9 protein-coding genes and 2 rRNA genes are annotated in these 15,257 nt (G+C 68.7%); 5 read left to right on the plus strand and 6 right to left on the minus strand.

The features are described from left to right. Window positions 1-64 precede the first annotated feature (64 nt). A complete protein-coding gene (locus tag BLU95_RS13235; RefSeq protein ID WP_231978548.1) occupies window positions 65-1,255 on the minus strand; it encodes a PP2C family protein-serine/threonine phosphatase in 1,191 nt (396 codons plus the stop codon). 166 nt (window positions 1,256-1,421) lie between these two features. Here BLU95_RS13235 and BLU95_RS13240 point away from each other — a divergent pair, with 166 nt between their 5' ends. The 3 genes from BLU95_RS13240 to BLU95_RS13250 all read left to right on the plus strand — a co-directional run bounded on the left by BLU95_RS13240 (window position 1,422) and on the right by BLU95_RS13250 (window position 5,321). Next, window positions 1,422-2,363, plus strand: coding sequence for a PrsW family glutamic-type intramembrane protease (locus BLU95_RS13240; RefSeq protein WP_093860207.1), 942 nt, complete (start codon window positions 1,422-1,424; stop codon window positions 2,361-2,363). 347 nt (window positions 2,364-2,710) lie between these two features. After that, a complete protein-coding gene (locus BLU95_RS13245; protein ID WP_030395102.1) occupies window positions 2,711-2,929 on the plus strand; it encodes a heavy-metal-associated domain-containing protein in 219 nt (72 codons plus the stop codon). Between the two features lie 70 nt (window positions 2,930-2,999). Further along, complete coding sequence (locus BLU95_RS13250) at window positions 3,000-5,321, plus strand: heavy metal translocating P-type ATPase (protein ID WP_093860208.1); 2,322 nt, start codon at window positions 3,000-3,002, stop codon at window positions 5,319-5,321. Window positions 5,322-5,390: 69 nt separating this feature from the next. Here BLU95_RS13250 and BLU95_RS13255 read toward each other — a convergent pair whose 3' ends face one another. The 3 genes from BLU95_RS13255 to recD2 all read right to left on the minus strand — a co-directional run bounded on the left by BLU95_RS13255 (window position 5,391) and on the right by recD2 (window position 10,356). Further along, complete coding sequence (locus tag BLU95_RS13255) at window positions 5,391-6,110, minus strand: SDR family NAD(P)-dependent oxidoreductase (RefSeq protein ID WP_093860209.1); 720 nt, start codon at window positions 6,108-6,110, stop codon at window positions 5,391-5,393. A 527-nt stretch (window positions 6,111-6,637) separates the two neighbouring features. Next, window positions 6,638-7,927 carry a citrate synthase gene (locus BLU95_RS13260; RefSeq protein ID WP_093860210.1) on the minus strand — a complete coding sequence of 430 codons (1,290 nt, stop codon included), beginning with the start codon at window positions 7,925-7,927 and terminating at the stop codon, window positions 6,638-6,640. Between the two features lie 224 nt (window positions 7,928-8,151). Next, window positions 8,152-10,356, minus strand: coding sequence for an SF1B family DNA helicase RecD2 (recD2, locus tag BLU95_RS13265; protein WP_093864849.1), 2,205 nt, complete (start codon window positions 10,354-10,356; stop codon window positions 8,152-8,154). Window positions 10,357-10,543: 187 nt separating this feature from the next. On the opposite strand from recD2, the gene BLU95_RS13270 reads away from it, so the two are divergent. Next, window positions 10,544-11,329: a VOC family protein gene (locus BLU95_RS13270; RefSeq protein WP_093860211.1), complete on the plus strand. Its 786-nt coding sequence runs from the start codon at window positions 10,544-10,546 to the stop codon at window positions 11,327-11,329. 30 nt (window positions 11,330-11,359) lie between these two features. Continuing rightward, window positions 11,360-11,812, plus strand: a complete 453-nt coding sequence (locus BLU95_RS13275; RefSeq protein WP_093860212.1) for a GNAT family N-acetyltransferase — start codon at window positions 11,360-11,362, stop codon at window positions 11,810-11,812. A 64-nt stretch (window positions 11,813-11,876) separates the two neighbouring features. Here BLU95_RS13275 and rrf read toward each other — a convergent pair. Both rrf and BLU95_RS13285 read right to left on the minus strand, forming a co-directional pair. Continuing rightward, window positions 11,877-11,993, minus strand: a 5S ribosomal RNA gene (gene rrf, locus BLU95_RS13280). Between the two features lie 85 nt (window positions 11,994-12,078). Then, a 23S ribosomal RNA gene (locus BLU95_RS13285) occupies window positions 12,079-15,200 on the minus strand. Window positions 15,201-15,257: the final 57 nt, after the last annotated feature.

Below are 15,257 nucleotides of genomic sequence, written 5' to 3' on the forward strand. Positions count from 1 at the left end.
GCCCGATCGGCGCGGTCGGGTGTGCGCGGCGTGCACGCTTCCTCGACAATCCCTGCGGTCCGGCTCAGGGACCCGCGGTCCAGACCGGGTCGGTGCGGGTGACGAGCAGCAGCAGCGCGTCGTCCCGCAGCTCGCCCCCGGTGTGCGCGAGCAGGTCGGCGTAGACCCGGCCGACGGCCGCCTCGAGTTCGGCGGCGGAGCGGGCCGCGCCGCGCACCAGCGGCCCGACCCGCTCCTCCAGCGGGTAGAACCCGCCGTTCTTCCGGTGCCTGGCCTCGATCACCCCGTCGGTGCACAGCACCAGCACGTCCTCGATCCCGAACGACTGGTCCCAGGTGCTCGGCCCGCCGAACGCCAGCCGGCCGAGGCCGAGCGGCACCCAGGGGTCGGGGGCGTCCAGCACGTGTGCCCGGCCGTCCCGGTCCACCCGGATCGGCGGGACGTGCCCGCACTGGAGCAGCTCGACCACGCCGGGACGGCGGAACTCGGCGAACAGCGCGGTGGTGAACTCGCCGTCCGGTACGTGCCGCTCCACGCTGGCCTCGATCCTGGCGGCCACCCCGGGCAGCCCGGACTCGTCGTAGGCGGCCTCGCGGAAGGCGCCGAGCACCACGGCGGCGGTCTGCACCGCCCCGAGTCCCTTGCCCCGCACGTCACCGACCGCGACCCGGGTGCCGTGCGGGGTCTCCAGGACGGAGTAGAGGTCCCCGCCGATCTTGGAGGCGTCGGCGGCGGAGACGTACCGGACGGCGAGGCGCAGCGGCCCGACGACCGGGCCGGGCAGCCGCAGCAGGGCCCGCTGCGCGGCCTCCGCGACGGAACTGACCGCGGCGAAGGCGGCGGCCCGGCGCATCCTGATCTTGGCGACCCAGGCGGAGAAGATCGTGAGCAGCAGGTAGCTGATCATCGCGCCCCAGAGGAAGCGGGCGTCGTTGATGGTGTCGACCTGGTCGTAGTGGCTGAGGCCGAAGACGGCGAGCAGGCCGAGCGAGCAGACACCGAGCAGTTCGAGCGGCCGCAGGGTGAGCGCGGCGATGCTCGGGACGACGGTCATCAGGGGCGCGAGGTAGCGGTCCCGGCCGGAGTAGAGGTCGGCGATCCCGACCAGCACGATCGCGAGCAGCGCGGGTGAGGCCCGGCGCCAGAACGGGATGTCGAGCAGGTCGACGGCGAGCAGCGCGCCGCGCCGCCGGGCCGGCGGCTGCCCGGCGCCGGTCGGATCGGACGGCGACTGGGCTCGACGGATCGGGAACACATATCGAACATAACGGACGATCACCCCGCCCACCCCCGCACCGCCGACCGCGGAGCACCCCCGGACGCAGGCACCCGTCACTCCACGGACTGTGCCAGAAGGTACCAAAGCACCCAATTCGTCATACAGTGCGACGAAAGCGGATCACACAAGGGAGCCCTCACCGGTGTCCGGATACCGCAACACCCCCCACCTCTCCGCCCCGTCCGTCCGCCCCTCGGCCCGCCCCGCCCAGTGGCCCCGGATCCTTCTCGGCGGACTGCTGCTGTGGATCGCGACCGTCGCCGTCACCTTCCTCACCGGCAACAGCAATCTGGTCCCGACGATCGTCCTGCTCGGCAGCTTCCTCGTCCCGGTCACCGTGGCGACCCGGGCGTACGAACGCCACGCCGCCGGCCTCGGCGCCGACCGGATCCTCGGCTGCTTCGGCATCGGCGGCCTCGTCGGCGTCCTCGGCGCCTCCGTCCTGGAGACCTGCCTGCCCTCCCCCTCGGCCTGGACCCACCTCGGCGTCGGCCTGATCGAGGAGGCGGCCAAGCTGGCCGCCCTGGTCCTGGTCAGCCGGCGACTTCGGGTGAGCGGCCTGCGGTACGGGCTGGTCCTGGGCGCCACCGTGGGCGCCGGCTTCGCGGCCTTCGAGAGCGCCGGATACGCCTTCAACGCCGTGCTCACCACCGACGGGCTCTCGCTGCGCAACCTGGTGGAGACCGAGATCCTGCGCGGCGTCCTGGCGCCCGTCGGCCACATCCTGTGGACGGCACTGCTCGGCGGCGTGCTGTTCCGCGAGCGGCGCGGCGGCCGGTTCCGCCTCGCTCCGCCGGTCCTGCTGACCTACCTGGGCGTCTCGCTGCTGCACGCGCTCTGGGACTCGACGAGCGGGATCGCGGTCTGGCTGGTGGCCCGGAGCACCTCCGCCGACTGGCAGCGCGCCCTGTTCGACCTCGGCCGCCTGCCGAGCCCGACCACCGAACAGGTCCACCTCTACACCCTGTACGACACCGCCGGACTGGTCCTGGTCGCGCTCGGCGGACTGTACTGGCTGCGACTGCTGGTCCGCGGCGACCGGCGCTCGCCGATCCCGACCCAGCTCCCGTCCGCCCCGCTCTGACCGCCCGCCCCCTCCTGCTCCGATCCGCCCCGTTCCGGATCGAACCAGAACGGCCCGCCGTCCGACTACTGGGAGGGGACCCGTCCGGAACGGGGCTCCACGGGCGCACACGACCGGACCGGTCGCACTCGAATCCACCCGAGCCACGGCGCGGATTCGAGCGCAGCGTGTCCGGACGCCTACGCTCTGCTCTCGGAATGCGTTCCGGTCGCGCTCGGCGCGACAAGCGGAATGCGATCCACACCACACGATCCGCACTCGTACGGAATACCCCCCAAGGGTATGGTGTTCCCAAGAGCAGGGCCCGGGCGTACGCTCGCGGCCGTACCGACCTTCCGGAGGCCCCGATGTCCAGCACCATCACCTACACCGTGACCGGCATGAGCTGCGGACACTGCGAGAACTCGGTGAGCAAGGAGCTCTCCGGCCTCGCCGGGGTGACGGAGGTCTCCGCCGACGCCAAGGCCGGCACCGTCACCGTCTCCACCAGCGACCAGCTGGACGACGAGCTGGTCCGTGCCGCCGTCGACGAGGCCGGCTACGAGCTGGTCGGCCGCTCGGCCTGAGAGCCCCCGCCGTGCGGCGGGGGCCGTGGACCACGCCCCCGCCGCGCCCTCACTAGGAGCTGATCAGCACATGAGCACCTCCACCCCGGGCTCCGCATCCCCGGACGCGACGGGCGCCATAGCCGACCCGGCGGGACCGACCGCCGTCCGCGAACGCGTCGAACTGTCGATCGGCGGCATGACCTGTGCCGCCTGCGCCGCCCGGATCGAGAAGAAGCTCAACCGGATGGACGGCGTCGAGGCCACCGTCAACTACGCCACCGAGAAGGCCAGAGTCGACTTCGGGCCGGACGTCAGCGTGGCCGACCTCATCGCCACCGTCGAGAACACCGGCTACACCGCCGAACTCCCTCCGCCGCCCGTGCCCGCCGACCCGGCCGAGGCACCCGCCGGAGCCGCCGCCGGCACCGGACCGGCCGCCGACCCCCTGCTCGACCGGCTGCTCGTCAGCGCCCTGCTCAGCCTGCCGGTGGTCCTCTGGTCGATGATCCCGGCCCTCCAGTTCACCAACTGGCAGTGGCTGGCCTTCGCCCTCACCGGGCCGGTCGTGGTGTACGGCGGCCTGCCGTTCCACCGGGCCGCCTGGACCAACCTCAAGCACGGCGCCGCGACCATGGACACCCTGGTCTCGCTCGGCACCCTGGCCGCCTTCGGCTGGTCCTTCTGGGCGCTGTTCTGGGGCGACGCCGGCATGCCCGGGATGCGGCACGAGTTCTCGCTCTCGGTCGGCGACACCGACGCCTCTTCCATGCTCTACCTGGAGACCGCCTCCGCCGTCACCGTGCTGATCCTGCTCGGCCGCTACCTGGAGGCCCGCTCCAAGCGGCGTGCCGGGGCCGCGCTGCACGCCCTGCTCGACCTCGGCGCCAAGGACGTCGCCGTCCTCCGGGGCGGCCGCGAGGTCCGGGTGCCGGTCGACCTGCTGGCCGTCGGCGACCGGTTCGTGGTCCGCCCGGGGGAGAAGATCGCCACCGACGGGGTGGTGGTCGAGGGCGCCTCCGCCGTCGACGCCTCGATGCTGACCGGCGAGTCCGTACCCGTCGAGGTCGCCGTCGGCGACACCGTCACCGGCGCCACCGTGAACGCCGGCGGCCGGCTCGTGGTGGAGGCCGCCCGGGTCGGCGCGGACACCCGGCTCGCCCGGATGGCCCGGCTGGTCGAGGACGCCCAGAACGGCAAGGCCGCCGCCCAGCGGCTCGCCGACCGGATCTCCGCCGTCTTCGTCCCCGTTGTCATCCTGATCGCACTCGGCACCCTGATCGGCTGGCTGCTGGCGACCGACAGCGCGACCGAGGCGTTCACCGCCGCGGTGGCGGTGCTGATCATCGCTTGCCCGTGTGCCCTGGGCCTGGCCACCCCGACCGCCCTGATGGTCGGCACCGGCCGCGGCGCCCAGCTCGGCATCCTCATCAAGGGCCCCGAGGTCCTGGAGAACACCCGCCGGGTCGACACCGTCGTCCTCGACAAGACCGGCACCGTCACCACCGGCCGGATGACCCTGCTCGCCGTCCGCACCACCGGGGACACCACCGAGGACGAGGTCCTGCGCCTGGCCGGCGCCCTGGAACACGCCTCCGAACACCCCGTCGCCACCGCGATCGCCGGCGCCGCCGCCGAACGCCTCACCACCCTGCCGCCCGTCCAGGACTTCGAGAACGTCCCCGGCCTCGGCGTCCAGGGGGTCGTGGACGGCCACACGGTCGTCGCCGGACGCGAGGCCCTGCTCGCCGGGCACGACCAGCCGCTGCCCGCCCCGCTCGCCGAGGCCAAGCGGGCCGCCGAGGCCGCCGGACGGACCGCCGTCGCGGTCGGCTGGGACGGCGCCGCCCGCGCCGTGCTGGAGGTCGCCGACGCCGTGAAGCCCACCAGCGCCGAGGCCGTCGCCGCACTGCGCGCCCTCGGCCTGCGCCCGGTCCTGCTCACCGGCGACAACCGCGCCGTCGCCGAGGCCGTCGCCGCCGAGGTCGGCATCCCCGCCGAGGACGTCCACGCCGAGGTACTGCCCGAGGACAAGGTCGCCACGGTGGAGATCCTCCAGGCCGAGGGCCGGATCGTCGCCATGGTCGGCGACGGCGTCAACGACGCCGCCGCCCTCGCCCAGGCCGACCTCGGCCTCGCCATGGGCACCGGCACCGACGCCGCCATCGAGGCGAGCGACCTCACCCTGGTCCGCGGCGACCTGCGCTCCGCCGCCGACGCCATCCGCCTCTCCCGCAGGACCCTCGCCACCATCAAGGGCAACCTCTTCTGGGCCTTCGGCTACAACGTCGCCGCCATACCCCTCGCCGCCGCCGGACTCCTCAACCCCATGATCGCCGGCGCCACGATGGCCTTCTCCTCGGTGTTCGTGCTCACCAACAGCCTCCGCCTGCGCACCTTCCAGGCCGGCTAGGGCCGCGGAGACGCCCCGAGGGGCCCGTGCCGCGGACGCGGTACGGGCCCCTCGGCCGTTCGACAGCGCTCAGCGGCCGAGCAGCTCGCCGCCGTTGCAGTGCAGGATCTCCCCGGTGATGAACCCGGCCTCCGGCGAGGCCAGGAACTGCACCGCCGCCGCCACCTCGCCGGTCTCCCCGATCCGCCCGAGCAGCGTGCGGGCCGCCCGGCGGGAGACCTCCGCCTCGTCCAGCCTCGGCCCGAAGAACTCGGTGCCCGCCACCGTGCCCGGGGCGACGATGTTGGCCGTGATGCCCGAGGTGCCGAGCTGGGCGGCCAGGAAGTTGTTCCAGGCGTGCAGCGAGGCCTTCGCCGCCCCGTACGAGCCCGCCCCGCGCAGTGCCGCGATCGAGCTGATCGTGACCACCCGGCCGGCGCCCGGGGTCAGCCGGTCCCGGATCGACTCGGTGAGCAGCACCACGGTCAGCACATTGCGCTCGAAGTCGCCCCGCCAGCGGGCCAGCAGGGCGTGCGGCCCGGCGCCGATCACGGTCTCCCGGCTGCCGGCGTTGTTCACCAGCACGTCGATCCGCTCGGGCAGGTCGGCGAGCGCGGACTCCACGGCGTCCGGATCGGCCAGGTCGCAGACCAGCGGGGTCACGTTCGGCCCGAGGGTGGCGGCGGCTTCCTCCAGCACCGCACGCCGCCGGCCGACGATCACGACCTGTTCGCCGGCCTCGGCGAACCGCCGCGCCACCTCGTACCCGATCCCCGTGCCACCGCCGGTGACAACCACGTTCCTGGTCATCTGCGCACTCCCTCCCCAGCTCCGCCGCCACGCTGCCAGCTGCGGGGCGGTCCGTACCGGAATGCCACGATTCCTATCACGCTCGGTTGCCGTGACTGCGGGGAGGGTGACGTCGCCGCCGCCGGAAGGTGTGGTATGGGGGCGGCACCGCACGCACACGGAGCGTGGCGAGAGGCAGCTCACACCCCCCGGGCGTAACTTCTCGCACGCTGATACGTCTTAGGTTGGTAGTGCGGCAGTTTTTTCCGGTGGGCGAAGACGTGGCGAACGGCATAACGTCGACGCGCGGCCACCACTGTCGCCGACGGGGCTCCGGCGGGCCCCGGGTCGGTCGCCGAGGTTGGCGGCCTTCGCGCACGACGCCGGGGTGTGGCAGGGGCCGGGGACGCTTTGAGCGGCCGTCCCGGGCCCGCAGCCGCCCCCGGAGTCGTGCGCCGGACATGGAGGAGCGAAGACCGAGGGCCCGGCCGCAGGAGTGCGGCCGGGCCCTCGTGGCACGGTGTCAGGGCGTGCGCATGGCGTCAGCGTCAGCGGGCGTCGATCGCGACGTAGTCGCGGATCTCGGTGCCGGTGTAGATCTGGCGCGGACGGCCGATCCGGCTGGTCGGGTCGTTGATCATCTCGTGCCAGTGGGCGATCCAGCCCGGCAGCCGGCCGAGGGCGAACAGCACGGTGAACATGCTGGTCGGGAAGCCCATGGCGCGGTAGATCAGACCGGTGTAGAAGTCCACGTTCGGGTAGAGCTTGCGCGAGACGAAGAAGTCGTCCTTGAGCGCGTGCTCCTCCAGCTTGAGCGCGATCTCCAGCAGCTCGTCCGACTTGCCGAGCTGGCCGAGCACCTCGTGGGCGAGCAGCTTGACCTGCGCGGCGCGCGGGTCGAAGGCCTTGTACACGCGGTGGCCGAAGCCCATCAGCTTGACGCCGGACTCGCGGTTCTTGACCTTGGTGATGAAGGCGTCGACGTCGCCGCCGTCCTTCTGGATGCTCTCCAGCATCTCCAGCACGGCCTGGTTGGCGCCACCGTGCAGCGGGCCCCACAGCGCCGAGATGCCCGCCGAGATCGAGGCGAACAGGTTCGCGTGGCTGGAGCCGACCAGGCGCACGGTGGAGGTCGAGCAGTTCTGCTCGTGGTCCGCGTGCAGGATCAGCAGCTTGTCCAGCGCGTTGACGATGACCGGGTTGAGCTCGTAGTCCTCGGCCGGGACCGCGAAGGTCATCCGCAGGAGGTTCTCGACGTAGCTCAGGTCGTTGCGCGGGTAGACGAAGGGCTGGCCCATCGCCTTCTTGTACGCGTACGCCGCGATGGTCGGGAGCTTCGCCAGCAGGCGGACCGTCGACAGGTGGCGCTGGGCCGCGTCGAACGGGTTGTGGCTCTCCGGGTAGAACGTCGACAGCGCGCCGACCACCGAGGACAGCATGGCCATCGGGTGGGCGTCCCGGGGGAAGCCCTGGAAGAAGCGCTTGACGTCCTCGTGCAGCAGGGTGTGCTGGGTGATCTCGCGGTTGAAGTCCGCCAGCTGCTCCGCGTTCGGCAGCTCGCCGTTGATCAGCAGGTAGGCGGTCTCGATGAAGTCACCCTTGGCGGCGAGCTGCTCGATCGGGTAACCGCGGTACCGCAGGATGCCGTTGTCGCCGTCCACGAAAGTGATCGCGGACTTGTAGGCGGCGGTGTTGCCGAAGCCGTTGTCCAGGGTGACCAGGCCGGTCTGCGGGAGCAGCTTCGAGATGTCGAAGCCGGCGTTGCCCGCAGTGCTCTCGACGACGGGGTACTCGTACTCGCCGTCCTGGTACCGCAGTACTACCGAGTTGTCGCTCACGTCTTCCTCACCGACGAAATGAATCCTCTTCCAAGGTGCCCTGACTGTCTCTACCATCCCCCATCCGGCGGACAGCCGCGCACCCGGGGTGACCCGAAAGGGCCCGCCCCTACAAAACCTGCCGCCGCAGCCGGTACGAACCGGACAAGATCGGCACCCCACCAGGCTCTGCCGTAAATCTCTTCACGTCAAGAGAACAATAGAGGCAAGCATCCTTTGGAGAATCATCCAGACGCCAACCGGTGGTCGAGCGCGGCATGCCTCCGACCTGCACTGACACTGCGAACCGCCTGTGCGATCGCTTTCCGTGACCCCACCAGCACAACCAGTTTTCGGGCCCTGGTCACCGCGGTGTAGAGCAGATTTCGCTGCAGCATCGTCCACGCGGACATGGTGACCGGAATCACCACCACCGGATACTCGCTCCCCTGCGACCGGTGGATGGTCACCGCGTAGGCGTGCGCGAGCTCGTCCAACTCGTCGAAGTCGTACGGCACCTCCTCGTCCTCGTCCGTCAGCACCGTCAGCCGCTGGTCGTCCACGCTGAGGGCCGTCACCACTCCCACTGTGCCGTTGAAGACGCCGTTCCGCCCCTTGTCGTAGTTGTTGCGGATCTGCGTGACCTTGTCGCCCACCCGGAACGTCCGACCGCCGAACCGCCGCTCCGCCAGCCCCTCCCGGGCCGGCGTGACCGCCGCCTGGAGCAGCGTGTTGAGGTTCCCCGCACCCGCCGGGCCCCGGTGCATCGGCGCCAGCACCTGGACGTCCCGCCGGGCGTCGTAGCCGAACTTCTGCGGGATCCGCCGGGCCACCACGTCCACCGTCAGACCCGCCGCCAGCTCGGTGTCGTCCTCCGCGAACAGGAAGAAGTCCGGCAGCCCCTCGGTCCGCGGCGGCAGCCCCTCGTTGATCCGGTGCGCGTTGGTCACCACACCCGACTGCTGCGCCTGCCGGAAGATCCTGGTCAGCCGCACCGAGGGAATCGGCCCGCCCTCCGCGAGCAGGTCCCGCAGCACCTCCCCCGCACCCACCGAGGGCAACTGGTCCACATCCCCCACGAACAGCAGGTGCGCGCCCGGCGCCACCGCCTTGACCAGCTTGTTCGCCAGGATCAGGTCCAGCATCGACGCCTCGTCGACCACCACCAGGTCCGCGTCCAGCGGCCGGTCCCGGTCGTACGCGGCGTCGCCGCCCGGCCGCAGCTCCAGCAGCCGGTGCACCGTCGAGGCCTCCACCCCGGTCAGCTCCGCCAGCCGCTTCGCCGCCCGCCCGGTCGGCGCCGCCAGCACCACCTTGGCCCGCTTCGCCAGTGCCAGGGTCACGATCGACTTCACCGTGAACGACTTGCCGCAACCGGGACCGCCGGTCAGCACCGCGACCCGCTCCGTCAGCGCCAGCCGCACCGACTGCTCCTGCTCCGGCGCCAGTTCCGCACCGGTCTGCCGCGCCAGCCAGCCCAGCGCCGCCGGCCAGTCCACGTCCCCGAACCACGGCATCCGGTCGTTGTCCGCCCGCAGCAGCCGCAGCAGCTGATTGGCCAGGGAGATCTCCGCCCGGTGGAACGGCACCAGGTACACCGCCGTGATGGGCTCCCCCGCCGCCCCCGGCACCTGCTCGCGCACCACCCCCTCCGCGGCCACCAGCTCCGCCAGGCAGTCGATCACCAGCCCCACGTCCACCTGGAGCAGCTTCACCCCGTCGGCGATCAGCCGCTCCTCCGGCAGGTAGCAGTGCCCCTGGTCGCTGCTCTGCGACAGCGCGTACTGCAGACCCGCCTTCACCCGCTCCGGACTGTCGTGCGGGATGCCCACGGCCTGCGCGATCCGGTCCGCGGTGAGGAAGCCGATGCCCCACACGTCCGAGGCCAGCCGGTACGGCTCGTTCTTCACCACCCCGATCGAGGCGTCCTCGTACTGCTTGTAGATCCGTACAGCCAACGAGGTCGAGACCCCCACCCCCTGCAGAAAGACCATCACCTCCTTGATGGCCTTCTGCTCCTCCCAGGCGGCAGCGATCTTCTTCGTCCGCTTCGGCCCCAGCCCCGGCACCTCGATCAGCCGGCCCGGCTCCTTCTCGATCACCTCCAGGGTGTCCGCCCCGAACCGCTCCACGATCCGCTCGGCGAAGCGGGGCCCGATCCCCTTGATCAGCCCCGACCCCAGATAGCGCTGGATGCCCTGCACCGTGGCCGGCAGCACCGTCGTGTAGTTCTCCACCACGAACTGCCGCCCGTACTGCGGGTGCGACCCCCACCGCCCGTGCAGCCGCAGCGACTCCCCCGGCTGGGCCCCGAGCAGCGCGCCGACCACCGTCAGCAGGTCGTTGCCGCCCCGCCCGGTGTCGACCCGCGCCACGGTGTAGCCGGTCTCCTCGTTCGCGTAGGTGATCCGCTCCAGCACACCCTCGACCTGGGCGAGCTGGCGCGGCACCGCCTGGTCGCCGCCGGTACCGGTACCGGTGCGCGCCGCCGTCTGCCTGGCCACCGGGCCTCCTGTCACCGTGCGGAAGGACTTCCGCTACGCACCGTACCGCCCGGGTGCGACATCCCGGACTGCGGTGCCAGGCTGGGGGGCAAGCGGGGAGGGGCCAGGTCCGACGTCGAAGGAGCGGAACACCGTGCTCACCACCGCCTTCCGGCCGGGTGCCCCCAACTGGCTCGACCTCGCCAGCCCGGACGTCCCGGCCTCGGCCGCCTTCTACACCACGCTGTTCGGCTGGACCTCCGCCTCCGGCCCCGGCGCCACCCGGCACAGCCTCTTCCGCCAGGACGGCCGGACCGTCGCCGCGCTCGGCCCGGTCGGCTCCACCGGCGACCGCGCCGCCTGGACCGTGCACTTCCGCACCCTCGACTCCGACCGCACCGCGGGCCTGGTCCGGGAGGCCGGCGGCCGGATCCGTTTCGGCCCCTTCGACGTCCTCACCAGCGGCCGCACGACCGGCTGCACCGACCCGACCGGCGCCGACTTCGCGCTCTGGCAACCGCACCACGTCCGCGGCCTGGAAAGCGTCACCGAACCCGGCAGCCTCTGCTGGACGGAGTGCTTCAGCATCGACGCCGAGGCCGCCAAGACGTTCTACCGCACGGTGTTCGGCTGGCAGGAGCAGGACGTCCCGCTCGGCCTCGACCTCTACACGGTGCTCACCCCGTCCGGCGGCGGCACGGCGGACGCGCACGGCGGGATCTGCCCCATCCCGCCCGAGGACGCCGCCGCCGGCATCTCCTCGCACTGGCTCCCCTCCTTCGAGGTGCCCGACGTGGACGCCACCGTCGCCACCGCCCGGGGGCTCGGTGCCGCCGTCCGGCTCCCCGCCGAGGACGTCCACGGCGTCGGCCGCCTGGCCCGCCTCGTCGACCCGCACGGCGCGGCCTTCGCCGTCGTCACCAGCGCCCCGCCCGGCTGACGGCGGAACCCACCCTCCTAGGGTGTGGGCATGAACGATCTGACGATCCGCCGGGCGACCGGCGACGACCTGCCGGCCATTGTCGCGATGCTCGCCGACGACCCCCTGGGCGCGACCCGCGAAAGCCCCGACGATCTCACTCCCTACCTGGCCGCGTTCGAGCGCATCGACGCCGACCCGCACCAGCACCTCGTCGTCGCCGAACGCGCCGGCCGGACCGTCGGCACCCTGCAGCTGACCGTCGTCCCCGGCCTCTCCCGGAAGGGCGCCACCCGGACCGTCATCGAGGGTGTGCGGGTGCACGGCGACGAACGCGGCAGCGGCCTGGGCACCGAACTGATCGAGTGGGCGATCGAGCGCTCCCGCGAACTCGACGCCCAGCTCGTGCAGCTGACCTCCGACATCACCCGCACCGACGCGCACCGCTTCTACGAACGCCTCGGCTTCGTCCCCTCCCACCTGGGCTTCAAGCTCGCGCTCTGACGGAATTCGGGCAGAACGCAAAGAACCCCCGCCGGTTTCCCGACGGGGGTTCTTCACAATGATTGTTCGGCGGCGTCCTACTCTCCCACAGGGTCCCCCCTGCAGTACCATCGGCGCTGTAAGGCTTAGCTTCCGGGTTCGGAATGTAACCGGGCGTTTCCCTCACGCTATGACCACCGAAACACTATGAAACTGTCAACCGCACCCACGACAGGCCATGTCACGGGGGTCGTTGTTTCAGAACAACACAGTGGACGCGAGCAACTGAGGACAAGCCCTCGGCCTATTAGTACCGGTCAACTCCACCCCTCACAGGGCTTCCATATCCGGCCTATCAACCCAGTCGTCTACTGGGAGCCTTACCCTCTCAAGGAGGTGGGAGTGCTCATCTCGAAGCAGGCTTCCCGCTTAGATGCTTTCAGCGGTTATCCCTCCCGAACGTAGCCAACCAGCCATGCCCTTGGCAGGACAACTGGCACACCAGAGGTTCGTCCGTCCCGGTCCTCTCGTACTAGGGACAGCCCTTCTCAACACTCCTACGCGCACAGCGGATAGGGACCGAACTGTCTCACGACGTTCTAAACCCAGCTCGCGTACCGCTTTAATGGGCGAACAGCCCAACCCTTGGGACCTACTCCAGCCCCAGGATGCGACGAGCCGACATCGAGGTGCCAAACCATCCCGTCGATATGGACTCTTGGGGAAGATCAGCCTGTTATCCCCGGGGTACCTTTTATCCGTTGAGCGACGGCGCTTCCACAAGCCACCGCCGGATCACTAGTCCCGACTTTCGTCCCTGCTCGACCCGTCAGTCTCACAGTCAAGCTCCCTTGTGCACTTACACTCAACACCTGATTGCCAACCAGGCTGAGGGAACCTTTGGGCGCCTCCGTTACTCTTTAGGAGGCAACCGCCCCAGTTAAACTACCCACCAGACACTGTCCCTGATCCGGATCACGGACCCAGGTTAGACATCCAGCACGACCAGAGTGGTATTTCAACGACGACTCCACCATGACTGGCGTCACGGCTTCAAAGTCTCCCACCTATCCTACACAAGCCGAACCGAACACCAATATCAAGCTATAGTAAAGGTCCCGGGGTCTTTCCGTCCTGCTGCGCGAAACGAGCATCTTTACTCGTAATGCAATTTCACCGGGCCTATGGTTGAGACAGTCGAGAAGTCGTTACGCCATTCGTGCAGGTCGGAACTTACCCGACAAGGAATTTCGCTACCTTAGGATGGTTATAGTTACCACCGCCGTTTACTGGCGCTTAAGTTCTCAGCTTCGCCCCGACGAATCAGAGCTAACCGGTCCCCTTAACGTTCCAGCACCGGGCAGGCGTCAGTCCGTATACATCGCCTTACGGCTTCGCACGGACCTGTGTTTTTAGTAAACAGTCGCTTCTCGCTGGTCTCTGCGGCCACCCCCAGCTCTGGCAGCAAGTGCCGTCACCAGGAATGGCCCCCCTTCTCCCGAAGTTACGGGGGCATTTTGCCGAGTTCCTTAACCATAGTTCACCCGAACGCCTCGGTATTCTCTACCTGACCACCTGAGTCGGTTTGGGGTACGGGCCGCCATGAAACTCGCTAGAGGCTTTTCTCGACAGCATAGGATCATCCACTTCACCACAATCGGCTCGGCATCAGGTCTCAGGCTATTGTTGTGCGGATTTGCCTACACAACGCCCTACACCCTTACCCCGGGACAACCACCGCCCGGGCTGGACTACCTTCCTGCGTCACCCCATCGCTCACCTAGTACAGACTTGGTTCAGCGGCTCCACCACGTCCCATTGTCCGAAGACTCCGGGCCGGCTTCACGGCTTTAGCATCACCTGGTTCAGCGTTGGCGCTTCAAAGCGGGTACGGGAATATCAACCCGTTGTCCATCGACTACGCCTGTCGGCCTCGCCTTAGGTCCCGACTTACCCTGGGCAGATCAGCTTGACCCAGGAACCCTTGGTCAATCGGCGCAAGAGTTTCCCACTCTTGTATCGCTACTCATGCCTGCATTCTCACTCGTATACCGTCCACGACTGGTTTCCACCGCCGCTTCACCCGGCACACGACGCTCCCCTACCCATCACAGCAGGCGTTGGCCCTTCATGCTGCAATGACACGACTTCGGTGATGTGCTTGAGCCCCGCTACATTGTCGGCGCGGAATCACTTGACCAGTGAGCTATTACGCACTCTTTCAAGGGTGGCTGCTTCTAAGCCAACCTCCTGGTTGTCTCTGCGACTCCACATCCTTTCCCACTTAGCACACGCTTAGGGACCTTAGTCGGTGTTCTGGGCTGTTTCCCTCTCGACCATGGAGCTTATCCCCCACAGTCTCACTGCCACGCTCTCACTTACCGGCATTCGGAGTTTGGCTAAGGTCAGTAACCCGGTGAGGCCCATCGCCTATCCAGTGCTCTACCTCCGGCAAGAAACACGTGACGCTGCACCTAAATGCATTTCGGGGAGAACCAGCTATCACGGAGTTTGATTGGCCTTTCACCCCTAACCACAGGTCATCCCCCAGGTTTTCAACCCTGGTGGGTTCGGTCCTCCACGAAGTCTTACCTCCGCTTCAACCTGCCCATGGCTAGATCACTCCGCTTCGGGTCTTGGGCATGCAACTGTATCGCCCTGTTCGGACTCGCTTTCGCTACGGCTACCCCACACGGGTTAACCTCGCTACACACCGCAAACTCGCAGGCTCATTCTTCAAAAGGCACGCAGTCACGAGACACACAGCAAGCTGCATGTCCGACGCTCCCACGGCTTGTAGGCACACGGTTTCAGGTACTATTTCACTCCGCTCCCGCGGTACTTTTCACCATTCCCTCACGGTACTATCCGCTATCGGTCACCAGGGAATATTTAGGCTTAGCGGGTGGTCCCGCCAGATTCACACGGGATTTCTCGGGCCCCGTGCTACTTGGGAGTTTCTCAAACGAGCCGTACAGATTTCGCCTACGGGGGTCTTACCCTCTACGCCGGACCTTTCGCATGTCCTTCGACTATCCATACGGTTTCTGACTCGCCGACCGGCCGGCAGACCGGTCAAGAAAAATCCCACGACCCCGTGACGGCAACCCCTGCCGGGTCTCACACCATCACGGTTTAGCCTCATCCGGTTTCGCTCGCCACTACTCCCGGAATCACGGTTGTTTTCTCTTCCTGCGGGTACTGAGATGTTTCACTTCCCCGCGTTCCCTCCACATACCCTATGTGTTCAGGTATGGGTGACAGCCCATGACGACTGCCGGGTTTCCCCATTCGGAAACCCCCGGATCAAAGCCTGGTTGACGGCTCCCCGGGGACTATCGTGGCCTCCCACGTCCTTCATCGGTTCCTGGTGCCAAGGCATCCACCGTGCGCCCTTAAAAACTTGGCCACAGATGCTCGCGTCCACTGTGCAGTTCTCAAACAACGACCAGTCCCTCATACCCGA

The organism is Streptomyces sp. TLI_053 (assembly GCF_900105395.1).
Classification (GTDB): Bacteria; Actinomycetota; Actinomycetes; order Streptomycetales; family Streptomycetaceae; genus Kitasatospora.

Bases quoted from the DNA above. Each gene is read 5' to 3' on its own strand.
- BLU95_RS13245 (WP_030395102.1), top strand. From the start codon at position 2,711: ATGTCCAGCACCATCACCTACACCGTGACCGGCATGAGCTGCGGACAC.
- BLU95_RS13250 (WP_093860208.1), top strand. From the start codon at position 3,000: ATGAGCACCTCCACCCCGGGCTCCGCATCCCCGGACGCGACGGGCGCC.
- BLU95_RS13255 (WP_093860209.1), bottom strand. From the start codon at position 6,110: ATGACCAGGAACGTGGTTGTCACCGGCGGTGGCACGGGGATCGGGTAC.
- BLU95_RS13275 (WP_093860212.1), top strand. From the start codon at position 11,360: ATGAACGATCTGACGATCCGCCGGGCGACCGGCGACGACCTGCCGGCC.